Source organism: Colwellia demingiae (assembly GCF_007954275.1).
In the GTDB taxonomy this organism is placed as follows: domain Bacteria; phylum Pseudomonadota; class Gammaproteobacteria; order Enterobacterales; family Alteromonadaceae; genus Colwellia; species Colwellia demingiae.
On the sequence record NZ_VOLT01000002.1, the window covers coordinates 439,150 to 461,803 of the forward strand.

Genomic DNA, 22,654 nt, shown 5'->3' on the forward strand with positions numbered 1-22,654 from the left:
GCTTACTTTGATTCGAAATAGGACATCACAGCAAATATATATTAAACTCAACAGCACTAGCCCCTTGGAGGTAGTAATAACTGGTGAATTTTATTAATTATTCCTAATAAAATTTAGCCATAGTGTTATTACATATTATTTGAAGCGCACCTAACCCCGTTTAATCCTTAGGCTAAAAATGAACAATAGTTATTACGTTAAGACCTTATTCTCATTAATATTTTTTTCCAGCACATTATGGTCCAAACCGTCTCACCTTTCAGATAAAGTCGTTATACCAACAAATAACTGGTCAAGCCAACGGGTATTGTCGAATGTTGTTGGTCAGTTGATTGAAGATTTAGGCACCCCTGTCGAGTACATAAACATCAGTGCTGACCGCCAATGGGGGGCACTAAAACGTGGGGTTATTCATTTTCAGATAGAAGTATGGGAACCTTCAATGGGGCAAGAGTTTAATAAGCTTGTCGCTAACGGTGACATTATTGATTTAGGCACACATGAAGCTAAAGTGATAGAAGATTGGTGGTACCCAAAATATGTTGAAGATTTATGTCCAGAGTTACCCCAATGGCAGGCTTTAAATAAATGTAGAGCTCTTTTTAAGGGATCCAAAAAAACTGAGAAAGGTGTGTATTTTGGTGGCCCATGGAATTATGGTGATGCTGATATTATTCGAGCATTAGGGCTAAATTTTGCCATCGAACGTTTACCTGATGAATCAGCATTGTGGGAAGAGCTTACCAATGCAATTGAAAAAAAGCGCCCTATCCTGATGCTAAATTGGAGTCCTAATTGGACCGACAATAATATCGAAGGTGAATTTGTCAATTTTCCACTTTATACAGAGCAATGTGAAAAAGTACCCGAATGGGGGCTCAACAAAAAACTAGTTAAAGACTGTGGCAACCGCAGAGGCGGATGGTTAAAGAAAGCAGCGTCTCTCAACTTAAAGCAAAAGTTTCCTTGTGTGTATCACTTAATTCAAAACATTAGCTTTACCAATCGTATGATTACAGATGCGTCTTCTTTAGCTGTTATTGAAAAGCTTTCGGATCAGGCCGCCGCTATTGAATGGTCAAAGAAATATGCTAAAGATATCAAAAGGTGGTCATCATTAGAGTGTCAACAATAAACCTTCAGACGCATTGTTACTGCATACATTGTTTTGCTTCCTTAAAATTGAATTTGGCATAAGTCAGCAACAAAATGCCACAGGCAACGATAAACGCGGTTAAATATAAAGCATGATTATAAGTCTGAAATTGTTCGATCAATGCGACGCTGTATAATGGCGCGATAATTTGGCCTACCCCGTAAGCCGATGTTAATGCTCCCATAATAAATACTGGATTGTTCTTTGATAGTTGACCGCCAAAATTCATAAACAAGGCAACCAAACCAATAAATGTAGCGCCAAAGAAAATGCCACTGATAAGATTCATAACTATATTGTTAGAAAATACAGGGATTAAAATCCCGATAATCTGTAACAGCATGGCGACTACCATAATATTAATACTGCCAAAACGATGTGCTAATCGCATCCATATAATACAAGACGGAATTCCGGCAATACCTGCTACTAACCATACCCAGCCACCATAGCCTGACAAACCTTCTAATGAGTTCACTATGTCAGGCAAAAAGGTTGATTGTACGACCATACCTACACCCTCGGTGAAGTAGGCCAAAATAAGAATGATGACCATAGGTGAAAAAAGTGATTTATCAAATTTATGTTTAACAACTTCATTGGTAGGTTGTTTCTCAAAGCGTAAAATATAAGCGGAATAACATGAAAAGAAACCACCAATAATCGCCAATATAAGCCATGCATCTTTCCAATCTCCGCCATAACTAAATACCCCTCGCATCACAAGGTCAGTAATGACGATTGAAAAGCCTAAACCACTAAAGTGTATGCCCATTGCTTTAGTTTTATTGGTCGACTGTAGTTTCAGCATGACAATAGCAGATCCGACAACCAGCGCCATTGCAGCCCCAAAGCCAGCCAAGAATCGGGCAATAACCCAAACGATGTTATTTTCAGTAAGACCTAAAACAAAAGAGCAAATAACACAAAGCACTAACCCGAATCTGAAATATTTTACCTTGGTGTAGATATCTTTAATAAAAATAGAAAAAACGGATCCGCTTAAATAACCGAAGTAATTTATTGAGGCAAGCACACCAGCAAAAGCTATGTTGATTGAGTCTTCTAACATTGCGGGCAAAAGTGAAGTAAAAACAAAACGAGCGACACCAACACCCACAACAAGGGCTAATATACCTGCCAATAAAATTGCATTATTACTTTCTCGGTTGAAGTGCGCCATATTGCTCCATAAAGATGTTCCTTGCGATATATTGCAGTGTATAACCAACTGAGATAAATAAGTAAATCACCAATGATGATGAGTAACATATAAAATGTAGATGTAAGACCTACTGATGAGAAATAGTGCTGACCGGCATAAAAAAATGACATTGTCGCTTTTGTTCAATCCCTCAACGTATTTAAATCCTACTATACAAATCATACAAATATATACCCGTTACCAATCAAGATACATGTTTCAGAGTGTTTGAGCAGTTTCAATTCAAGGCGCTGTGATGAAATAATGGTTATTCCCTTACAAATCAGAGCAACGATGAAGTGATGTTGCTCAAGCGCTTCTTTGATGGGTTTAAAATGACTGTAAACTGCGTTAAATAATCAAACCATAGAATGACTATATTTAAATTATTTGTCTTGCCTAAAGTCATTTTAATTCCCACTGAAATCCTGCACTTTGAATGGTAACGGGTATAGGTGTCTAACTTATAAAAAATTGAATCTCTAAAATAACAATCACCAGATAGTAGGTAGTAGGTAGTAAACAATGTTTAAAATTAAAACGATTAAATCGCTGAGAGAATTAACAGAATTAACAGAATTAACAGAATTAAAAAAAGCATATTTTGACAGCTCGATTGTGCCACTCGATGGCATGTGGCATTTTGGCTTCGTTCCTATGGCTAAACACTTTGGCTTTTATGTAAATAAAAACCTAGCAGGATTTTGTTGCGTTAATGATGATGGATACCTGCTGCAATTTTATCTTCAGCCAGAGTTCCACCTGTTTTCCCAGAAATTATTTACTTTAATTTCCCAGCAAAATAGTTCAATAATAGGTGAAGTTAAAGGCGCATTTGTTAGCACCTCAGAGCCGAATTATCAGGCTTTATGTTTAGATAACTCAGCGACATTTAAAGTGAATGCCTTGATGTACCAGCACAACACTAAGTTGGCTGATGAAAACCTTGAGATGATTGATATGCAAATAGCGGGTACTGAGCAACTAACCGATTTTGTTAGCTTTGCAGTAGACAATATTGGTGCTCCCGAGCAATGGCTAACGCAATATTACGGCAATTTAATTGCTCGCAAAGAACTTTTTGGTTATTGGCATGAAGGGAAATTATTAGCGGCTGGAGAATGTCGTTTATTCGATCAATATCAAACTGAATATGCTGACTTAGGCATGATTGTCGCGCAATTTATCCGTGGACAAGGTATCGCTAAAAAAGTATTAGCCTTCCTCACTAAACATGCCTCTACTCAAGGATTAAGCTCTATCTGTTCTACCGAAAGCAATAATGTGGCCGCTCAAAAAGCCATCGCCCATGCTGGCTTTACCTCAGCTCATCGTATAGTACAGTTTGAGTTCAAGCACGTATAAAAAATGACTATACTCATAATATAGTTAACATAAAGTGGTTGAGTTAGATTGATCAAAAAAACGATTAAGGTGTGTGATGATACATTGGTTGAAAGTCCCTAATAACCCAGAAATTGCTAAATATATAGCCTGTTATTGGTTCCTTGAAAAATTGCCTAACGCTGAAGGGAATAATGATTATCCGAAACTTAATCCTGATCCAGCAACACACTTAATTTTGGCGCTGCCAAAGCAAAACTTTCTATACAAGAGTGACAATGGTGTTACTCAAATGCAGGGTTGTCATTGGCTACACCCTCATGGGAAAACCTATGAATTAGATCACGCTAAGTCTGTTGCGTGTATTGGCATTAAATTCCATGTCGGCGCGCTATATTCATTACCAAATCTTGTAGCCTTGCAAAGTAAAACACCGTAAGCAGTGGTCGATACTATTCAAGCCGTTTCTTTTGACAACATTAATATTGATGAGAGTAGTTTTGATGACCGTAAGTTAAGCGATAATAATCAAGTAAATGAACATGGCTTAGTTACTCTAGCCCGAAATTCCCCTGATGACTGCGCTGAAATGCTAGATAACCTATGCCTGTCTTGGTTGACAAAAAGCCATGAGGATAATCATAGTGAACTGACTAGGAAAATACTGCCACTGCTGGCTAAAACTGCAATTAATACATTAGGAAATACCCTCTTTTGTTCACAACGCACCTTAGAGCGTAGCTTTTTAAAAGTCACGGGGTTAACACTTAAGCAATGCCAATCAATGAACAGGCTAGAAGCCATTTTAGAATTTCTCTATCAGCGAGAAAAAAGTGAGATTGACTGGGTAGATATTGCTTATCAATTTGGTTTTAGCGATCAACCTCACCTAATTCGATATTTAAAAAAACAACTCGGATTAACACCACAAGATTATGCCCTACAACGGGGTTTTACCATCGATGTTTATGGTGGCGTTGATTCACTGTAGCACTGCTATTTTATATCATCATTTGTCCTGCCCACACTTTCATCCCAGCTCACCATGTAATCGAAAAGTTATGCTGAGCAATGTTATTGCCTAGTGCCTCGAGTGTTTTTACGTCACTTAAAAGCAGTTGCTGGGTTTTAATATCATCGCTAATTTGTAGATATTCTTGCTTTTCAACAAGTTTAATATCTGTTGCTATGCCATGGTAAATTTTATTGTCTTTGGTGGTCACCTTGATTAGGCTACGACGCATACAGACAATTTCAAAATAGTCATGGGCATCACAACTTATCTTATTTTTCATTGAGTACTCCCTCCTTTTTACTTAAACCTTACAACTTAACACTTAAATCGCTATTTCATCGGTATTAGCTAAATTATAAGCGAATAATACTATGCCCCTGACTAGCAATATCACCTTCCACCTCAAGGTTAGCCAATTCACTATGGCAAAAATTGCAACGGCTTTGCTTAATATTATCTATTGCCACACCTAAACCATCAAGATACTGTTTGGCATATTGCTCTACCTCTTTAATATTTTCATTGTTCACCAAAACATCAAAATGGATATATTCACCTGACGCTGTCATTACATGGGTATCAAAAACATGTATTTGCATACTCATTGCTCCTACTAAATTATTTACTTTTGCCGGGTAAACTTAAATCACCAGATGCGACATCAAATACATCGGTAACACACAGTAAAGGCGCATGTACTTGCTGGTTTATTTTTAAACCTGCGGTAACACCATCAAAAGAAAAGCTTTCTGGAAAACCAAGTGAAGATAGCGGCACTCGCACTAAGACTTCAGATTGCGCTAAAGTAAAATCAAATCCAGGACTGTCAATAAAGATGGGCAAATTTGGCCAAGTCACCGGTAATTTAGGTGAACTACCTTGAGCAATATCTTTAACTTTTAAAGCGCCTTCACCACAAGCATTATCTGGCACAAGAACTACCCAGTGGCTATGCCATTTATCTCCGTCATTGGTTTTGTTGCCATCACCATCTTCATCATATAAAGGAGTATCATCGAAGTCAGGATGCACAGTTAAAGCTAAAGAGAGAATGCCTTGATCCGCTTCAAAACCGACTGCAGAACTATTAAGTGACGTTGGCCATACATAACTATAGACCTCGGCGCCTGCTAACTGACCCTTTTTTTGGGGCTGTTTATTACCCACTTTACCGGTTACCGCTTGTTGGAAGATTAAATGACTACCTTGCGTAATTACCTTGGCATGAACAATATCAAATTCAGTTGCAATGGCCGAAGAGACGGGTGCTTGAATATGACCGCTGTGCTTATTGTGAGCATATGTAGTTGTTGTCAGCAGCGCTGTGCTCAAGGTTGCTGCGATAAATAGGTGTGAAGTTTTCATGATTAATCCTTTTAGTTAATTTAACTAAGTGCTTAACACTTAATTTGTCTTATTACGTTCAAAATAGTTTCGATTCGAAACCATTTATATTTAAGCATAATAAAACTCTGCTTGTAAAATCTGTTTTGACTCGATACTATTGAGGGATGAATGATGAACTATTTAATTTAATCGAGCGTTTAGCCAATTTATTACGGCAAGAAACGCGACTGGAAGGGCAAAGCTTAGGGTTACAACCTATACAGCAAGAGGCTTTGTATTATCTATCGACCTGTAATCGTTATTCAGATACCACCTTAGCGGTAACTGAATTTTTAGGATTAACTAAAGGCACGGTATCACAGTCGTTAAAAATCCTGGAAAGCAAAACCTTAATTGCTAAAGTAAAAGACAAAAAAGATAAGCGTATTACCCATTTAAAAGTGACTGAGGCAGGTCGAAATTTTTTGACGAAAACCTGCCCACCGCAAAAGTTTACCGATGCTATAACCAGTTTGTCTGTTGATGAAGAGTTTGAGACCAAAACATTACTTAAAAAAGTGTTGAGTAACTATCAACATGCTACGGGTCGAACTGCCTTTGGGGTCTGCCAACATTGTAAATTTAACCGCAAGACTAGTGATGGTATTTTATGTGATTTAACTAAAGAAGCCTTAAGCAGCGATGACATCATGCTTATCTGCAGAGAGTATGTCGTTTAAGCATGATCTAACAATCTAAAATTCCAGTTTTCTACTTCGTTGCTTACTAAGCGTTGTACAACTTTTTCCATCCAACTATCAGATAATCGGCTCTGTTTTTTTAATACCAACAGCTTTTCATTATTGAGTGGGTCACCAAAAAATGTCTCACACACCGCAGTAATTGTCATGGCATTGGTAACTCTGTCAATTAACTCAAGTGGTTCATTCACACTGACCATTCCAGGTTGAATAACGCGATATAACCAACCACTGCGACTAATATCCTGCATATCGACCGATAAATTTTCGATGCCCCAACGTTTATTTAGTTTGAAACAAGGTGAGCGAGGCTGACTCACTTCGATAATAGCTTCTCCCCATTGGTAGCGATCGCCCAAACATACAGTCTGTTCTGTCATACCTATTGAACTAATATTTTCACCCATACCCGCAGCTTGCCAAGAATTATCTGTGTTATATTTCTGTTGCCAATAGGCATAATGCTCAGCCGGATATTGATGTAACGCACGCTCTAGTCCACCATGATGAAGTTTGTCAGCGCACTCATCACCTGCTAATCCGTCAACTGATAAATACAAGCTAGTGTTAACTGGATGCTTATCTATCGCAGTTTCAATACCGTAACGCTCCGCCACTTTTCCGCAGTAAATGTTCGTTAGATAGTGTTTGATTTTCATGCGCTAACCCTTGGTTAAATTATGCTTTTGGTGATGATTTTTTTACTGCTGAATAATAGAAAAATAAACACGCCAAAAACCATAAATCTTTAATTAGAAAATGTCCCGTCGTTGATAATAATGTCTCACTTGATAATGAACCAGAAAAACTTATTAAAAAGGTCTGAGTTACGATAAAAACCATACCAGACATCAGAATAGCAGGCACAGTCAGTTTTGGAGAATACATAGCTAAAATTAACATAACCACAGCAATTAAATCATACACGCCAATGATATTTGACGTTGTTTGTATGCTGAAAAAATTATACAACCAACCCATAAAAGGAGAACTTTTTACTAATCCTTCTATACCTTGTGCTTCAAGTAAAGTGAATTTCATGCCACCAATCCACAGTAAAACGAGTAACACCGGCATGATGCTAATCCAAGCTGTAACCAGCGGAGAAAACGTGCGTTTGACTAGCAGTATTCCTATCGATAATAAGGCGAAATACTTAATAACACCCTGGCCAGAGCCAATAACAGGAAATCCCCCCATAGAGGCTATCCACATAGAATCACTTAACAAAGAACCTAACGGCACTATGCTTATCGCGATAAGTAAATAGCCTAATACTGAACGAAAGTTATATTGCTTTATAGATAAAAATGCCAATACCGCACTAGAAATAAAAGCGAATGCAGCAATTGAATTAAATACTTTGGCGGGTAATATATCGGAAATGAGATAAAAATCAGTCGTTAGGGTTATATGTTTATGGGGACCCAACAGTAATATACTTAACCCTAACAGCGCAGTAGAAATTCCAATTAAGAGTAAAGTAAAGTTAAGGTGTAGCGTCTTCATATAGATCCTGAGTGTATTAAAATAATAAGTGCCAATAAGACCTGTTTAACTGATTTTTATTTCGTTTCATATGAAAGTACTAATTTATCCATAAATCCAAACAATAAGGTATTCATAGCTAAGCTACTGCTCGCCATTATGTTTTCAGGATCTTGTATGTAGTTATGGTGACCGATTTTTTCAAATTCATCATGAGAAACCAGAATTAAATCCGCCAGCGATTCAGCAGTGAATTCTAAGTGGCATTGAAAACCATAAACCAACGGTGAGTACTCAATGATCTGTCTCGGACAGCCTGCACTTGCTGCTAAGATCTTACTCGTTGGCGTTAAACCTGGCATATCATTATGCCAGTGACCAACAATTTCCGTGGCATTAAAGTGTGATAAGTTAGAGTGTTGTCTACCTGATTCAGTTAACGCTATGGGAAAATAACCTATTTCTTTGTGTGGGCTTTGTTCAAATTTAGCCCCCAGTGCATCACCAATAAGTTGAGCGCCTAAGCAAACTCCTAATACCGCTTTGCCATTTTCAATACAACGACGGATAAAATCAGTCTCTTCATTCGCTTTAAAGTAAGGGGACTCTTCTACTGTGGTTGCAGGACATTGCGGTCCACCTAACACAATGAGTAAATCGATAGCATTATTAACTAGGGGTAAGGCTTCACCCAGATAAATTTTACTACGAGTAACACTATAATTTCGCTCTTCCGCCCAGCTTAAAAGTGCCCCTGGCCCTTCATATGCTTCATGGATAATAAAGTGTACTTTCATGGATTGCTCTCTCTCATAGCGCTTGAATTCATATTGCCTAACTGACTTCTTATGCTAGCATTACTTCTATAATCACAATATCTACATTAAGACAGTAAACAATGACAACCCGCCAAATAAAAGAAGCTAACTTATTAATTAGTGAACGCACTGACTTTCAAGTAACGGCGAAAGTAGAACAAATGGCGAAAGGTTATATTGATAAATGGCATCAACATCCATGGCACCAAATTGCATTTCCATTTGAAGGCATACTGCAAACCAAAGTTGCGGATAGTCAGTTTGTTATTCCTCATAGTGGTATGTTGTTTATTCCTGCCAATACACGTCATGAATCATTTGTCGTGACTGATACCAAATTTATTGGCATTTACCTCAACCCTCAATTTCATGATCAATTCCCACTAAAAGCTAAGGCCATATCTGTGACACCCTTTCTAAGAGAATTGGTCTTATATATCAATAATTGTGTCAGTAACTCGATCGCTTCAGAGGAGGAACTATCTAAATTAGTGGCAGTGTTGATTGATCAAATATCGAGTGGAGAGTCATACAAAATGAAATTGTTACTACCGAGTGATCGACGGTTGATGATTATTTTCAATGCATTGATGGCAGATCCACAACTGGATACCAAGTTATCTGACTGGGCCACGCAGGTGGGAGCATCAGAAAGAACACTCTCAAGGTTATTCACTAAAGAACTCGGTATGACATTCCCGCTTTGGCGCCAGCACCTTAGATTAGTGTCATCATTGAACTTACTTGAAACTACGATTTCAGTGCAAGAAGTCGCTTTTAAAGTCGGCTATAACGCCGACTCATCATTTATTTTTGCCTTTAAAAAATTATTTCAGCAAACACCACAGCAATATCGCAACAGTGGCTTTAAGCTAAGTTCTAGAATAAATGATGAATAATGCTGAGGTACTTATCACACAGCCAGCATTGCCCCTTTCTCATTTACTAGTCAAGACTCCCAACTATCTCGCATAGCATTGAAAATTAATACTAAACTTTCTACATTGTATATATTATTCATTTATATTGTTAAATATAGGATTCAAACATAGTCGCAGCTACATTTAGTTACACTTACGCAGCTTACAACTTAGCTTAATCGTTGTACTTTACAGACTCATTTAATTTAGGGCTTTGTTATGAAAGGACTTCAGGTAAATAGATGGGCAATTTTATTATTAGCTCTTGCTGGACTTACAGGATGTGGCGGTGGCGGTAGTGATAGTGATAGTACCGAAGTTCCAAAAAGTAATACGCCCGCACCGATTGATACTTCACCAGAAGCCTTCAATTTTGAACATAAAACAGAGCAACCTTTAACAACTTTAATCACTTCTAACTTGGTTAAGGTTACAGGTATCAATTCATCAAGTCCCATTAGTATAACTGGTGGGGAGTATTCTATCGATGGTGGTACTTTTTCAAATATCACAAGCACAGTTAACGATCAACAATCAGTTACAGTGAGACTCCTTTCCTCAGCAAGTTATTCAACATCTAGTGACGTGATCATCACTATTGGAGATGTTAGTGAGACTTTCTCCGTGACCACTCATAGTAACCTGACTAAATTTGCTCACGAGTTGAGCACTGATCATGATGCTAGGTATTCAATAGTTAATCAACCGACTCGAGGCCGTGTAGTAGTAAGCCCTGATCTAAAAAAGTTAACTTATCAAGCAATGAATAGCTTTGATTACTTACAGGAAGGAGAGACAACTCAAGAAACAATCCAAGTAACACTTTTAGGTGAAGAAGAGAATAATACTTATGATTTAAGCTTTACCATCACCGGACTACCGAATACATCCGTTTGTGATGATAGAACTATTATCGATCTAGTACCCAACGAAGTGAATCAACCTTTACCTCATATTCCAGAAGGAAGCTGTGTTCGTGTCGATGCCTCAAGTTTAAATAACGGCAGTTCTTGGGCTATATGGACAGGAGAAAATGGGGGTGCTCGCCCAATTATGCTGTCCGTTATTGGCGTTGATAAAACAGACTCTACTTTAACGTTTTTACCTCCTACTGACGGACGATATAGTCTTAGTTGGTGTCCCGTTACGGGCGAATGTCTAGTAAGCTTTCAATTCTATAGTGACATGCCAAACACAAAAAAAGAGTTAAATGTCGCACTTCATGTCCTTAGTTTCCATCCCGAAGATGAGATATATTTATCCGTTACCGAAAAAAACCATGCAGACACTGCAGGTTATACCTATCGCTGGGTCATTCATGACTGGACTGGCGAACATCATAAGCTCGTTGATATTTTAACTACAGAAAACAAACTAAAACTACCCGTTTCATTGGACAATAATAATTACAATATCAAGGTCGTTGTCGATGATAATATTGTTCAGCTTGAAGGTGGTTTTAGTTCCGTATCGAATGGTCTCTACGGTAAAATAAAGCTTGATGCTAACACCATTGGTAATTATGAAACGTTATCTGATTTTGTTGCTATTAGAGATCTAAACTCGAATCAAAAAGCACCAAGTTTAGTCGTAATGATAGATGGTGATGCAACTCGATACCAAGGTAACAAGGATATGCCTATTGTTATCAAAGCCATAAAGGACTCTCAATTAACCTTTGATTTATCAGAAACATCAGATGAAAATGGTGATAACTTACGTTATTACATTAATGGCGCCTTATACGAGAATTCGTCCAGTCGTATTACCTTCTCTGTTACCTCCAGTACTTACTATACTATTTGTGCCATTGATGGCTTCCCTTGGACCAGTGAAGAAAACCCCTGTCTACTTTTTGATGTCATAGCACAATAACGACTAATTAACGCTTTATGGTAATGCGTGCCCTCTTGCGCAAAGCCATAATGCATACCAATGCTCTCTCGTTAGGTTGATGTTATCAACTTCTGCACAGGCTTTAATACGTTCAACATTGGTGGTACCAATAACGGGTTGAATATTCGCAGGATGACGCTTTAACCACGATAATACTACGGCCTCTTTACTCACCTGATACTCAGCGGCCAACTTAGTAATTAGCTCTGCCGTTTGCTGAATATGAAGCGGTTCTTGAGAAATATCATGTCCGGTAAACAAACCTTGGCTTAAGCAGCCCCATGATTGCAGCTGTATATTGTTTTGTCGGCAATATTCAATGGTACCTGCACCATAGTTTACCGACGGTTCTCCAGAATTCCCTGACGTTACGCCTTCTTCTAGCCAAGCTAAATGGCTTAAGCTGAGTTCAACTTGGTTGACGACTAAAGGCTGTGATAATGCTGCTGATAAAAAGGCCATTTGATGGTGCTGCATGTTCGAAACACCAAAGTTTTTGACTTTTCCGCTAGCAGATAACGTATCAAAAGCTTGAGCAACTAATTCAGGTTCCATCAGGGGATCTGGGCGATGAAGCATTAATATATCTAATTGCTCTATGTTTAACCGAGACAGACTATTTTCAACTGAATTTATAATCCACTCAGGCGAACAGTCATAACGTTGCGGTCCTAAAATATCTTCAAATCTAATGCCACATTTTGATTGAATAGATATTAACTCGCGTAATTCGGGACGTGCTTTTAATACTTCACCAAAAACTTGTTCAGCTTTACCAAAAGTATAAATGTCTGCATGGTCAAATAATTTAATACCTGAATCAATAGCAGTATCAACAACCTCATGGGCTTTTTTTATATCTGCTACGCTAATAGGGTTTTTATCCCAAGTACCGCCTAATCCCATGCAACCAAAGACAAGTGAGCTATTGTTTTTTATTGAGCGCGATAACGGGTATTTATTACTATTCATTTACATTCCTATGGAAAACGGCTGCTAGAATCATGGCTATTTATGAGAATTGACTCTCTTATATGTGCATTCTTCACTAAAACATTAGCAAATAAAATATGACAAAAAAATAATCATTGTTTAGTATAAAAAACAATGGCCGATTATTGATTTAAACTAATGATGAAAGAACACAAAAAACTTGAACGTTTAATGCTGTTTAGTGAAGTCGCTGAGCACTTAAGTTTTACTGCTGCAGCTGAAAAACTAAATATTTCTCGTGGCCACCTTTCTAGCCAAATTAGGCGTTTAGAACAAGATATGGAGATGGTTTTGTTGATTCGTTCAACAAGAAGTGTCCGCTTAACACCTGAGGGTGAGCGTGTTCTGACCGGTATGAATAAGATCCGCCATGACCTATTAGAGTTAGAAAGAAGTGCTGAACATGAAGGTAATACAATAGAAGGAAGAATAAAAATTACCGCTCCTGGCGGATTTGCCGAACGATTTTTATTTGATGTTTTTTCAAAGTTTAAGCAATTACACCCTGCCATCGAATTTTCAATTAATTGCAGTTACACCCGGTTTGATTTAAACAGAAGTGATTTTGATTTAGCCTTTAGAGCAACCAATGAGCCACCCCAAAACATGGTCGCTAAACATTTAATGTCTTATCAACATTGCTGTTGCGCATCTCCTGAGTATTTTGCGGAAAAAGGCACACCAAAAACTCCAACTGATTTAATAAATCATGAATGCCTCAGGGGACAAGAACAAGTTACCTGGCAATTTCAACAAGAAGCAGTACCAACACAGGGTTGGTTAGAAGTTAATGATAACAATATGCTAAAAAGACTCGCTTTAGCGGGTAAAGGTATTATTAGAGTGCCTAAATATTTAGTAGACAAGGAACTAAAGTCAGGCAAACTTAAGGCGATATTTGAAGAGAAAATGCCAAGCGGTTCGATGATTTATCTGATACATCCACAACGTATTCATCAGTCAAAAAGAATATCAACCTTCCTCAACTTTACTCAGCAATATTTTGATAAATAGTTTTAAAGACCAATCGGACTATTTATCGAAAGCTTATCGAGCTAAATATCTATTGCTCTGATCAAAAAATAAGTTGGCCAAATCTCTCGTACCTGAGATTCCCACTTGGGGTCAACTCTGCCACTCGGTAACTGTAAAAACCAATATCTTGCCCATGTTCGAACAACTTTCCCTGACTTGCTTAACTTTAGTGGAGAGAATCGGCGTTGATAAGAATTACCGTCATATTCAACAACAGCATTATTCTTAGCTCTTTTATGTAAAAAATCCAATGCTGTACTAATTAATTCTACCTCTGTTAATGGTATTATCCCCTGTTTTTTTAAACACGCGAGTATCTCGGCTTTTTTTATACTGGCCTGCATATAGTCATCTATATGTGGGGTGTAAACCATGCCAGTTAAGCCATAAATAGAGGTTCGCTCTCTATCGGCTAGTGCTTTTAAAGGCATGATTTGCTCATTAATATCATATAGTTCACCGATATTATGTAGCTTGGGGGTTAATTTAGACAATTGCTACGCTCTCATTTTTTTTCATTTATTTCTCAATAACCTCATTAACTTGCAGAATCATTTTATTGATTAGGTAATGCCTTCATCTTAACGGCTTCAATAATGAAGTTTTTGATATCAGCCAGTCGGTAGGGTTTTTCAATTTTATGGTCAAAGCAAGCATCCATCGTTACATCGAGTTCTCCAGTGATTAAAATTTTTATCGAATCACTGGCAATCGCCTTAGCGACCTCAACCCCATTTTGTTTTTTTAATCGGTAGTCAATAAAGATCAAATCTGGGTTGTTATTATTGCAATATTCTATGCCTGGTTCTTCGTCAGTAAAAACCGCAAGGTTAATTTCATCTGAGTGTAGATATTCTTTGAACATCTGGCATAACATTTCTTCATCATCAATATAAACAACCTTGATTGGCATATTAATCCTGATTCACTTTGTTGTTTAATTTCGGAAAATGAATAACAAAAGATGTATTTTTGTTGTTATTATCGATCGCAATTTTGGCTCCATGATTATCTAAAATCCCCTTTACAATAGATAAACCAAGTCCTGTACCTTCTCCCGTATTTTTTGTAGTAAAAAATGGTTCAAATATTGATAACTGCTTATCTAATGGAATGGTGAAACCAGCATCGGTGATTGAAACGATGTAATCTTGTGTCGTTTCTGTGACTAAGATATCAATCCACTTTTCAGACAATTCTGAAAGAGCATCAATAGCGTTATTAATTAAGTTTACAATAACTTGTTCAATTTCTATTTCATTACACAGAATATTACTCTCTTCGATATACTCACATTGCAGCTCTATCATACAAAGCTTTAGTTTGGGTCTAGTGAGTACTATCGCTTCACTAATAAGATTTTTAAGTGAGCAAGTAGTATGTTGGATTGCTTCATCGCTTCGGGAGAATTTTTTCAAACTCTTAACGATATGAGTAATTCGATCACAAGACCTTAAAATAATAGCTGATTTTGCTAAAATATCTTCTGGAGATGCAGTGGTGTTGGTTAATTGTAATAATTCAGCATAGCCAGATATAACACCTAGTGGATTATTTATCTCATGGGCAACACTTGCTGATAGCTCGCCAAGTGCTGCAAACTTTGCGTTCATAATACTTTTTTGTCTTTCTTGATTATACTTTATCTCGGTAATTTTACGTTGATGAATGTCTTGAATAGTCCCTGATATTGTTTCGATTTTACCATCTATATAGTTAGCTTTCCCATTGGTATATATCCATTTTATATCACCTTTTGGTGTTCTCGCTTGTAGCTCTAAGCCATAAGATTCGCCAAATTCGATAGCCCTGTGAATTGCTTTTTCAATGATAGGCTGGTCTTCAGCAATAAATAACTGCAATCCTTCGGGTAACATCGGCGATAATCCGTCCACTTGTTCAACGTCTAATATCCTAAAGGTTTCATTGGTCCACGTTAGCGCGCCGCTAGCAACATCCATTTCCCAACCGCCAACTTTTGCAGCTGAACTTGTTTCACTGAGGATCTCAAGCGCCTTTAAACGATCATGTTCACTATTAACTTTGTCGGTTATATCTTGCCTTATAGCAATGTAATTAGTGATTTTCTCATTATTATCAAATATAGGGACTAATATGCTTTGTACAAAATAGTAATCACCATTTTTTTTGCGATTTTTTATTGCGCCTGACCAAATCTTTCCTGATGATATTTTTCTCCATATCTCACTAAAGAAAGAGGTAGGGTGATGGTCAGAATTAATTAATTTATGTGTGTTACCTATTAATTCTGCTTTTGAATATCCCGATATTTCACAAAAATTATCATTAACTTTTGTGATGACACCGCTTATATCGGTTTCAGCATAAATAGTTTCTTGCGCTAATGCGCGCTGTAAGTATTGCAGTTTATTTCGCACTTTAACTTGCTCTGTAATATCACGAGCAACGGCATAGATAAGCCCCGAATCACCCTCAATATAACCGTTCCAGGCAAAAGTTAGATAGTGATTGTTTTTATGCCGATATCTATTTTCAAAAAATAAAGAATCATGTCCTGAGTTTAATTTGGCAAATTCTTGTGCTGTTTTATCGACATCATCTGGATGTATGAAATCAAGGATTGGCGCTGATAGTAATTCTTCTTCGCTATAGCCTAAAACTTGGGTAAATGAGGGGTTAATGGTTTGGAAGTACCCCGTTGTATTAGCTACACATAACATATCAATAGATAGGTTAAAGAATTTCTCGTAGATATTCTGTTCTGCTTCGATTGGCATCGTTAAAACTCTATAAAAGCTAGTGTTATTAATAGTCGTATAAGATGTCCGCTATAGCTAAGGGATCGACTTTTTTTGCTCGACAAGTTGTTTGATTGTCTTTTTTAAAAGCGTAAAGTTTAGCGGTTTTCCAAAGCAAGTTTCAGCCCCGAGTTTAACTATCCTATTCACATTATCATCAGTTAATGCGCCAGTCATTGCAATAACTATAATATTTGCGGTTGCGGGCGTACTTTTAATACGGTGACAAATAGAAAATCCATCCATCCCTACCATCATTAAATCTAGCATTACTACATCAGGCTTAAAAGTATGCAGTAAATCACCTGCATCAAAAGGATTGTAGGCTATTTGAATTTTCGCGTGCGGAAAAAGATTTTCTAAAAACTGAATGAGCATGTCTGCAAACGCTTTATCATCCTCAATGATCAAGATAGAGATATTTTTTTTGACATTAGATTTAGGTTTAGACATTAAGGATAAGATGTCGTCTCTATCAAAACGTCTATGTCCACCGGGAGTAGAGATAAAAGGTAATCGACCGATTTGAGCCCAATGACGAATAGTCGTTGGTGCTACATGCAATAATTTAGCAGCCTCTGCGGGTGTTAACAGAGACTTTTTACTGATATCCAATCCAATAATCCTTAATAAAAACAAGTCGATTTCACTATAGCAGTATCCCACCCCCTAATATTAACCTAGATCAATGTAGTTATTTTATTTATTGAGCTCACATTGAATTTCAGCTATATTCCACCGATATTGTCGCTTTTGTCGTTTTTGTCAATAGGTCGATATATTTTTGTTACTCGGATGTAATTATCATTAATTTATCTAAAAGGAATTCACAATGACAAAAAGAAACCAACCGATCATTAATGAGGAAGTTAATTTTCAAAAGGGTGTGGAATTAATTTCTACCACGGATAAAAACGGCGTTATTACCTATGCAAATCCAGAATTCTGTCGAATTGCTGGCTTCTCTCTCGATGAACTTATCGGACAACATCATAATATTGTAAGACATCCCGATATGCCGTCCGCTGCATTTAAAGATTTATGGGAAAATTTACAGTCAGGCTTACCTTGGCGTGGAGTCGTTAAAAATCGCTGTAAAGATGGCCGATATTATTGGGTAGACGCTTTTGTGACACCAATTTTTGAACTTGGTGAGCTCGTAGGTTATCAATCTGTCAGAACACGTTTAGATGATGAAACCAAGAAAAATGCGATTTCATCTTATCAAACATTACAAAGCGGCAAGTCATTAACTAAATGGTACCAAAATGCGACAGTTAAAAACTTAGCATACTGGACCTTAAGTATTACCACGTTAATAAGCGCCATGTATTACCCATATATGGTGTTTTTATTACCTTTCTTACCCTTTATAACGTATAAAAATGAAATTATAGATACACCTAAGTATCTTAAAAAGCTAGCGCTTGATTATGACAGTGTTTCACGCTTAATTTATTGTGGAACTAAACCTCAAGGCATTGCAGATTTTCATTTAAAGATTGCTGAAGGTAAAATAAAAACAATTTTAGGACGCATTATCGATAGTAGTAATTTACTCAGTTCTGGTGCTAGTAACCTTGAAGAGGCGGCCCAAATAGCTAAAGAAGGCGCTGAGCAAGAAACTACCGAACTACATCAAGTATCGACGGCCGTTGAGGAGATGGTTGCCACCATCGATGAAGTTGCGCAAAATACCACTTTCACTTCACAAAAAGTGAATCAAGCACATTCAGATTGTCAAATCGCCACAAAAGCCATGCACCTTACCATGGAAAAAGTGAACCTATTAGCTCAAGACGTCGCTAATTCAGCATCTTCAGCAACAGAGCTCGCTAGCGAAGTAGAAAAAGTTGGTAGCATTATGCACGAAATTCAAGGTATTGCAGACCAAACAAATTTATTAGCGCTAAATGCTGCGATCGAAGCTGCGAGAGCCGGAGAGCATGGCCGTGGCTTTTCAGTTGTAGCCGATGAAGTTCGGGCATTATCAAGCAGAACCCATGCAGCAACAGAGCAAATACAAACCTCAATATCAGAAATGCAAAGTACTCTATTGTCTTGGGTGCAAACAATGACTAAAGGTAAAGAGTCTGCTGAGAGTTGTGTTGAAAAAGCAACAGAAGCTCATAATGTTGTTGAGAAAGTTTATTCCTCAATCACTGACATTTCTGACTTAGCCATTCAAATATCAACAGCATCAGAAGAACAAAGTATGGTGTCGCAAGAAATCAGTCGCAATATTATGAACATCAGTGACGCTTCTCAAAATAATCTTCATCAAGCCAATACCGTAGAAAGCGAGACCATAAACATTAAAACAAGAGCAAACTCCCTTGGGGCTTTAGGCCAGGCTTTTAATGGATAAAGATGATGACTGATTATGCAAGCCTATTAATGTCTTTAACCAGTAGTTCCGCAGTAGATTCTGGATGTATGGAGCAGTTAATACAAGAAGGGCTATATATTACACCTTCTTTATTTTCTATCGACCGTGCAGGGCTGTGGGTATTAGATAAAGACGAACAAGCTTACCTTTGTGAAGCTGATTTTTTTGATGGCATGATCAATCACAGATCGTCTCAACGGTTAGCTAAAAAAGAAGATGCTGAGCTTTTCTCTTTTTTAGAAAACACCTCTGAAATAATTATCAATAATTATTTCACCTATGAATCATTTGGTATAAATACCAGCAAAATATTATCTCGATTTCAGCTATGTTCACTTCTGCTTATTCCCTTGCAAATTAAAGGCAAAAATAGAGGTTTTATATTTTTAGGTGACAGTGAAAAAAATATCGAATGGTCTACCGATGTACTATTTGCCAGTAGAATTTTAGTGCAGCTCTTTGAACGAGCGCTATTAGCACTTGATAATACAGTCGCTGAAACTAAACTCCAGCATCAATACCAGTTGATGAATGAAATAGAGAAGCTTGCCAAAATTGGTGGTTGGGACTACGAAATATCGACAAGAAAAACACATTGGACAGAAGAAACATATCGGATTTATGGCTTATCGCCTGATGAAGAAATAACAATAGAACAGGCAACTAAATTTTACAGTCCAGAAGTTCAAAAAACGATAAAAGATGTCTTTGAGTTAGCCGTAAGTCAGTTGATACCTTATCAGGTAGAGTTGCCTTTTGTTGATGCTCAGGGCAACCATAAGTGGGTAAAAACAACAGGGCAAATAAGAAGTAATACTCAAGGCGTTGCAACCCATATTTACGGTGTATTCGAAGACATAACCGAACAAAAACAACTACTCGACTCTGAAAGATCGACCAGTGAAGACTTAAAAACAATTGTTGATAATTTAAACGATAGTATTATCACTATTTCTAGTAAAGGCATTATTTTATCTGCCAATAGGATGGTGGAAAAAACATTTGGCTATTTACAGCAAGAGCTGATTGGCCAAAACGTTTCAATATTAATGCCAAAGCCCTTTGTTTCTAAGCATGATAAGTATATGCAGAACTACCTCAAAACAGGTCATGCTAAAATCATTGGCATAGGAAGAGAGCTTCCTGCGATGAAAAAAGATGGCACTAGTTTTCCGATGGAATTATCGATATCAGAAGTACTGCACGGAAATGATAAAGTCTTTATTGGCATAGTGCGAGACATCACAGAGAGAAAAAAAGCAGAAAAAGATATTCATCAACTTGCTTATTATGATGACACTACTGGGGTGATGAATCGATACTCTCTTGATCGTGATTTAAAAAAATGTTTCGATAAATCCTTACTATTGAACGAAAATATCACCGCAATGTTAATAAACTTAGATAAGTTTTCTCAAATTAACTTAATTCATGGTGATGATACCGGCGACGTCATTCTAAAAGAAACCGCGACCAGACTAAATGAACGGTTACCTTCTTGGGTAGTTACTTATAGAAGCAGTGCAGATAGTTTTTATGTGCTTATCAATCCAAGTGCAGCTGTTGGTTTAGATGACTCCCGTATAATGACTAATGAAGACTTAGCCGAGCAAATTCTTAAAGAGATTCATCAAACTATTATCGTCAATCAGCACGTAATTAATGTGCAAGCGAGTATAGGGATATTAAATATTCCTGCTAAAGAAATAGACTACATCGATATCAAACCATTACTAGAATTAGCCGTCTTTAATGCTAAAAATAAGGGCGGAAATAATTATGTCTTCGCTAGTAATAATGATACCTGTTCGCTTAAAAGGCACTCAGAATTGTCATTAGCAATGAAAAGTAACCTGTTCATCCGTGAACTCAATATTGTGTTACAGCCTCAATATTCCACACAAGGCAAAATTGTTGGTTCAGAGGCATTGGTGCGGTGGCAGTCGGCATCGCTAGGAGGGATATCACCCGTTGAATTTATACCCTTAGCAGAAAAAAATGGCGCTATTATTGAGTTAGGTAATTGGATTATCGATAAAGCATGTAGCTTGTTAGCGCAAAGGCGTATGTTTTCAAAAGAATCATCCCCTATATCTGTCAATATAAGCGCTAAGCAAATTGCTCAGCCAAACTTTGTCGATAACCTGTTAACTAGCCTTGATAATTACCAAGTTCCCTACTCTGAGCTTGTACTTGAATTAACCGAAAGTGCACTGGTTACCGACTTGAAACTCGTGGTCAGTAAAATGGAATTATTAAAAAGTAAAGGTATTCTCTTTTCGATTGATGATTTTGGTACCGGATATTCAAGCTTGAACTATATTCATCACCTGCCAATCACAGAGTTAAAAATTGATAAATGTTTTGTTGATGATATAAAAAATGCAGTCGATGATGTACCTATCATCAATACCATATTACAAATGGCCAAGTCATTAAAACTCAGGGTGGTCGCTGAGGGTGTTGAGTCTAAAGCACAACTCAATTATTTAGCTGACCATGGTTGTGATGTTATACAAGGTTATTACTTTTCTAAGCCTCTAAATTCTGCCCAGTGGTTAGATAAATGGAAAGTAATATAAGTAATTGAAAGAAATAATGTCTGTGAATAAATGGGACAGCCTAGCCTTTTCGTAACCGGCTGTCTTTTAATTATCACTAACGGATCAATAAATTAGTCCGATTGGTATAAGGTGTATTTACTTTGAAAGCTCTGCTGCCGTATCAACAAATATTCCTTGAATATCTTTCGCTTCTCTTTCTGTTTGACCGCCGTGCTTTAGAAATGCAGCAATAATTTTTTGTGTTTTTTCTTCTTTCGCGCGTTCAAGAAAATAGCGTAACTCTAGCTCACTACCCACATCCTCATCTTTGATAGAAGCGGCAATAATTTCCTTATACATAACGATATCGCGAATTTCCCATGCACTTACTAATTGCAATAACGGTTCAATGAAAGCATCCAGTTCTACTTTAGGAACAAACTGAGTAATGATGTTTAACGCTTCTGCTTGTTGAGCCGTAAAGTCTGCTCCTGTTAACAATGCTTGCAGTGCTTTGCCTTTACCTAAACGACGTGCAAACTGAACTGCACCTTGACCACCCGTTGGAATATTAATGTGTAATTCTGGTTGAGCAAAAGCCGAATTTTCAGTGCCGTATGCTAAATCACATGCCATAACAAATTCATTGCCGCCACCGCGAGCTACACCATCGACTATCGCAACTGAAAGTTGCTTCATCGCTTTTATATTACCAATCATATGGTTGAATTCAATTGAAGCTGCTTGTCCCCCTTGACTACCATTGATTACATTCAAATCCAGATGAGCGATAAAAAATGTATCATGAAATGATTTAAAAACAACTGCTTTAGTTTCTCTGTCATCTTTTAGCGACAAAACAAAAGCGTTAATTTCATTAATTAAATCAATAGTTAAAACATTCACAGGAGGGTTTTTGATTAATATTGTAGCCACGCCAGCTTCTTTAGTTATCATTAATTTATTCATCATTATTTCCTCTTAGG

General features: G+C 37.3%; 23 protein-coding genes. 10 read left to right on the top strand and 13 right to left on the bottom strand.

The window, feature by feature from the left end:
* The first annotated feature begins 178 nt into the window (after positions 1–178).
* On the top strand, positions 179–1,135 hold the full coding sequence (locus ESZ36_RS04710; RefSeq protein ID WP_146784216.1) for an ABC transporter substrate-binding protein: 957 nt from the start codon (positions 179–181) through the stop codon (positions 1,133–1,135).
* A 16-nt stretch (positions 1,136–1,151) separates the two neighbouring features.
* Here the strand turns inward: ESZ36_RS04710 and ESZ36_RS04715 are convergent, their stop codons facing one another.
* Positions 1,152–2,339, bottom strand: coding sequence for a YbfB/YjiJ family MFS transporter (locus ESZ36_RS04715; RefSeq protein WP_146784219.1), 1,188 nt, complete (start codon positions 2,337–2,339; stop codon positions 1,152–1,154).
* Positions 2,340–2,885: 546 nt separating this feature from the next.
* Here ESZ36_RS04715 and ESZ36_RS04720 point away from each other — a divergent pair.
* The 3 genes from ESZ36_RS04720 to ESZ36_RS23120 all read left to right on the top strand — a co-directional run bounded on the left by ESZ36_RS04720 (position 2,886) and on the right by ESZ36_RS23120 (position 4,695).
* Positions 2,886–3,725 carry a GNAT family N-acetyltransferase gene (locus ESZ36_RS04720; RefSeq protein WP_146784222.1) on the top strand — a complete coding sequence of 280 codons (840 nt, stop codon included), beginning with the start codon at positions 2,886–2,888 and terminating at the stop codon, positions 3,723–3,725.
* A 76-nt stretch (positions 3,726–3,801) separates the two neighbouring features.
* Positions 3,802–4,143, top strand: coding sequence for a DUF6597 domain-containing transcriptional factor (locus tag ESZ36_RS23115; protein ID WP_342779715.1), 342 nt, complete (start codon positions 3,802–3,804; stop codon positions 4,141–4,143).
* A 3-nt stretch (positions 4,144–4,146) separates the two neighbouring features.
* A complete protein-coding gene (locus tag ESZ36_RS23120) occupies positions 4,147–4,695 on the top strand; it encodes a helix-turn-helix domain-containing protein (RefSeq protein ID WP_342779716.1) in 549 nt (182 codons plus the stop codon).
* 49 nt (positions 4,696–4,744) lie between these two features.
* On the opposite strand, the gene ESZ36_RS04730 is transcribed toward ESZ36_RS23120, so the two are convergent.
* The 3 genes from ESZ36_RS04730 to ESZ36_RS04740 all read right to left on the bottom strand — a co-directional run bounded on the left by ESZ36_RS04730 (position 4,745) and on the right by ESZ36_RS04740 (position 6,084).
* The gene (locus ESZ36_RS04730) at positions 4,745–4,999 is read right to left on the bottom strand and encodes a Rho-binding antiterminator (protein ID WP_146784225.1); all 255 of its coding nucleotides are present in this window, start codon (positions 4,997–4,999) and stop codon (positions 4,745–4,747) included.
* 73 nt (positions 5,000–5,072) lie between these two features.
* Complete coding sequence (locus tag ESZ36_RS04735) at positions 5,073–5,324, bottom strand: DUF2024 family protein (RefSeq protein WP_246128989.1); 252 nt, start codon at positions 5,322–5,324, stop codon at positions 5,073–5,075.
* Positions 5,325–5,337: 13 nt separating this feature from the next.
* Positions 5,338–6,084 (bottom strand): hypothetical protein, encoded by a 747-nt coding sequence (locus ESZ36_RS04740; protein WP_146784230.1) that lies wholly within the window; start codon positions 6,082–6,084, stop codon positions 5,338–5,340.
* A gap of 146 nt (positions 6,085–6,230) precedes the next feature.
* On the opposite strand from ESZ36_RS04740, the gene ESZ36_RS04745 reads away from it, so the two are divergent.
* Positions 6,231–6,785 (top strand): MarR family winged helix-turn-helix transcriptional regulator, encoded by a 555-nt coding sequence (locus ESZ36_RS04745; RefSeq protein ID WP_146784234.1) that lies wholly within the window; start codon positions 6,231–6,233, stop codon positions 6,783–6,785.
* Here ESZ36_RS04745 and ESZ36_RS04750 read toward each other — a convergent pair.
* The 3 genes from ESZ36_RS04750 to ESZ36_RS04760 are packed head-to-tail and all read right to left on the bottom strand — an operon-like array spanning position 6,782 to position 9,091.
* Positions 6,782–7,465, bottom strand: coding sequence for an MOSC domain-containing protein (locus ESZ36_RS04750; RefSeq protein WP_146784236.1), 684 nt, complete (start codon positions 7,463–7,465; stop codon positions 6,782–6,784). The genes ESZ36_RS04745 and ESZ36_RS04750 overlap by 4 nt on opposite strands.
* Positions 7,466–7,484: 19 nt before the next feature.
* Positions 7,485–8,315 (bottom strand): DUF417 family protein, encoded by an 831-nt coding sequence (locus ESZ36_RS04755; protein ID WP_146784240.1) that lies wholly within the window; start codon positions 8,313–8,315, stop codon positions 7,485–7,487.
* A gap of 56 nt (positions 8,316–8,371) precedes the next feature.
* Positions 8,372–9,091: a glutamine amidotransferase-related protein gene (locus ESZ36_RS04760; RefSeq protein WP_146784243.1), complete on the bottom strand. Its 720-nt coding sequence runs from the start codon at positions 9,089–9,091 to the stop codon at positions 8,372–8,374.
* A gap of 101 nt (positions 9,092–9,192) precedes the next feature.
* On the opposite strand from ESZ36_RS04760, the gene ESZ36_RS04765 reads away from it, so the two are divergent.
* Together ESZ36_RS04765 and ESZ36_RS04770 are read left to right on the top strand one after the other, a co-directional pair.
* Entirely contained in the window at positions 9,193–10,011 is an 819-nt protein-coding gene (locus ESZ36_RS04765; protein WP_146784246.1) for an AraC family transcriptional regulator, read from the top strand.
* 240 nt (positions 10,012–10,251) lie between these two features.
* Positions 10,252–11,907: a hypothetical protein gene (locus tag ESZ36_RS04770; RefSeq protein WP_146784249.1), complete on the top strand. Its 1,656-nt coding sequence runs from the start codon at positions 10,252–10,254 to the stop codon at positions 11,905–11,907.
* 15 nt (positions 11,908–11,922) lie between these two features.
* On the opposite strand, the gene ESZ36_RS04775 is transcribed toward ESZ36_RS04770, so the two are convergent.
* Positions 11,923–12,900 carry an aldo/keto reductase gene (locus ESZ36_RS04775; protein WP_146784252.1) on the bottom strand — a complete coding sequence of 326 codons (978 nt, stop codon included), beginning with the start codon at positions 12,898–12,900 and terminating at the stop codon, positions 11,923–11,925.
* A gap of 159 nt (positions 12,901–13,059) precedes the next feature.
* Between ESZ36_RS04775 and ESZ36_RS04780 the strand changes: the two genes are divergently transcribed.
* Positions 13,060–13,935, top strand: a complete 876-nt coding sequence (locus tag ESZ36_RS04780) for a LysR family transcriptional regulator (RefSeq protein WP_211357759.1) — start codon at positions 13,060–13,062, stop codon at positions 13,933–13,935.
* 41 nt (positions 13,936–13,976) lie between these two features.
* Here ESZ36_RS04780 and ESZ36_RS04785 read toward each other — a convergent pair whose 3' ends face one another.
* The 4 genes from ESZ36_RS04785 to ESZ36_RS04800 form a co-directional block, all read right to left on the bottom strand.
* Complete coding sequence (locus ESZ36_RS04785; RefSeq protein WP_146784255.1) at positions 13,977–14,450, bottom strand: hypothetical protein; 474 nt, start codon at positions 14,448–14,450, stop codon at positions 13,977–13,979.
* 62 nt (positions 14,451–14,512) lie between these two features.
* Positions 14,513–14,869: a response regulator gene (locus tag ESZ36_RS04790; protein ID WP_146784258.1), complete on the bottom strand. Its 357-nt coding sequence runs from the start codon at positions 14,867–14,869 to the stop codon at positions 14,513–14,515.
* Between the two features lies 1 nt (position 14,870).
* Entirely contained in the window at positions 14,871–16,715 is a 1,845-nt protein-coding gene (locus tag ESZ36_RS04795) for a PAS domain-containing protein (RefSeq protein WP_146784261.1), read from the bottom strand.
* A 57-nt stretch (positions 16,716–16,772) separates the two neighbouring features.
* Positions 16,773–17,351 (bottom strand): response regulator, encoded by a 579-nt coding sequence (locus ESZ36_RS04800; RefSeq protein WP_170235770.1) that lies wholly within the window; start codon positions 17,349–17,351, stop codon positions 16,773–16,775.
* 217 nt (positions 17,352–17,568) lie between these two features.
* On the opposite strand from ESZ36_RS04800, the gene ESZ36_RS04805 reads away from it, so the two are divergent.
* Together ESZ36_RS04805 and ESZ36_RS04810 are read left to right on the top strand one after the other, a co-directional pair.
* On the top strand, positions 17,569–19,104 hold the full coding sequence (locus ESZ36_RS04805) for a methyl-accepting chemotaxis protein (protein ID WP_146784267.1): 1,536 nt from the start codon (positions 17,569–17,571) through the stop codon (positions 19,102–19,104).
* 2 nt (positions 19,105–19,106) lie between these two features.
* Positions 19,107–21,707: a bifunctional diguanylate cyclase/phosphodiesterase gene (locus tag ESZ36_RS04810; RefSeq protein ID WP_146784270.1), complete on the top strand. Its 2,601-nt coding sequence runs from the start codon at positions 19,107–19,109 to the stop codon at positions 21,705–21,707.
* A gap of 117 nt (positions 21,708–21,824) precedes the next feature.
* Here ESZ36_RS04810 and ESZ36_RS04815 read toward each other — a convergent pair whose 3' ends face one another.
* Positions 21,825–22,640 carry an enoyl-CoA hydratase/isomerase family protein gene (locus tag ESZ36_RS04815; protein WP_246128990.1) on the bottom strand — a complete coding sequence of 272 codons (816 nt, stop codon included), beginning with the start codon at positions 22,638–22,640 and terminating at the stop codon, positions 21,825–21,827.
* Positions 22,641–22,654 lie beyond the last annotated feature (14 nt).

What these genes read in the sequence shown, in the direction of transcription:
- ESZ36_RS04750 (WP_146784236.1), bottom strand. Translation starts at nt 7,465, where the DNA reads ATGAAAATCAAACACTATCTAACGAACATTTACTGCGGAAAAGTGGCG.
- ESZ36_RS04770 (WP_146784249.1), top strand. Translation starts at nt 10,252, where the DNA reads ATGAAAGGACTTCAGGTAAATAGATGGGCAATTTTATTATTAGCTCTT.
- ESZ36_RS04775 (WP_146784252.1), bottom strand. Translation starts at nt 12,900, where the DNA reads ATGAATAGTAATAAATACCCGTTATCGCGCTCAATAAAAAACAATAGC.
- ESZ36_RS23115 (WP_342779715.1), top strand. Translation starts at nt 3,802, where the DNA reads ATGATACATTGGTTGAAAGTCCCTAATAACCCAGAAATTGCTAAATAT.
- ESZ36_RS04815 (WP_246128990.1), bottom strand. Translation starts at nt 22,640, where the DNA reads ATGATGAATAAATTAATGATAACTAAAGAAGCTGGCGTGGCTACAATA.
- ESZ36_RS04715 (WP_146784219.1), bottom strand. Translation starts at nt 2,339, where the DNA reads ATGGCGCACTTCAACCGAGAAAGTAATAATGCAATTTTATTGGCAGGT.
- ESZ36_RS04790 (WP_146784258.1), bottom strand. Translation starts at nt 14,869, where the DNA reads ATGCCAATCAAGGTTGTTTATATTGATGATGAAGAAATGTTATGCCAG.
- ESZ36_RS04720 (WP_146784222.1), top strand. Translation starts at nt 2,886, where the DNA reads ATGTTTAAAATTAAAACGATTAAATCGCTGAGAGAATTAACAGAATTA.
- ESZ36_RS04755 (WP_146784240.1), bottom strand. Translation starts at nt 8,315, where the DNA reads ATGAAGACGCTACACCTTAACTTTACTTTACTCTTAATTGGAATTTCT.
- ESZ36_RS04765 (WP_146784246.1), top strand. Translation starts at nt 9,193, where the DNA reads ATGACAACCCGCCAAATAAAAGAAGCTAACTTATTAATTAGTGAACGC.
- ESZ36_RS04730 (WP_146784225.1), bottom strand. Translation starts at nt 4,999, where the DNA reads ATGAAAAATAAGATAAGTTGTGATGCCCATGACTATTTTGAAATTGTC.
- ESZ36_RS04740 (WP_146784230.1), bottom strand. Translation starts at nt 6,084, where the DNA reads ATGAAAACTTCACACCTATTTATCGCAGCAACCTTGAGCACAGCGCTG.
- ESZ36_RS04760 (WP_146784243.1), bottom strand. Translation starts at nt 9,091, where the DNA reads ATGAAAGTACACTTTATTATCCATGAAGCATATGAAGGGCCAGGGGCA.
- ESZ36_RS04805 (WP_146784267.1), top strand. Translation starts at nt 17,569, where the DNA reads ATGACAAAAAGAAACCAACCGATCATTAATGAGGAAGTTAATTTTCAA.
- ESZ36_RS04745 (WP_146784234.1), top strand. Translation starts at nt 6,231, where the DNA reads ATGAATGATGAACTATTTAATTTAATCGAGCGTTTAGCCAATTTATTA.
- ESZ36_RS04735 (WP_246128989.1), bottom strand. Translation starts at nt 5,324, where the DNA reads ATGAGTATGCAAATACATGTTTTTGATACCCATGTAATGACAGCGTCA.
- ESZ36_RS04795 (WP_146784261.1), bottom strand. Translation starts at nt 16,715, where the DNA reads ATGCCAATCGAAGCAGAACAGAATATCTACGAGAAATTCTTTAACCTA.
- ESZ36_RS04780 (WP_211357759.1), top strand. Translation starts at nt 13,060, where the DNA reads ATGATGAAAGAACACAAAAAACTTGAACGTTTAATGCTGTTTAGTGAA.
- ESZ36_RS04710 (WP_146784216.1), top strand. Translation starts at nt 179, where the DNA reads ATGAACAATAGTTATTACGTTAAGACCTTATTCTCATTAATATTTTTT.
- ESZ36_RS04810 (WP_146784270.1), top strand. Translation starts at nt 19,107, where the DNA reads ATGATGACTGATTATGCAAGCCTATTAATGTCTTTAACCAGTAGTTCC.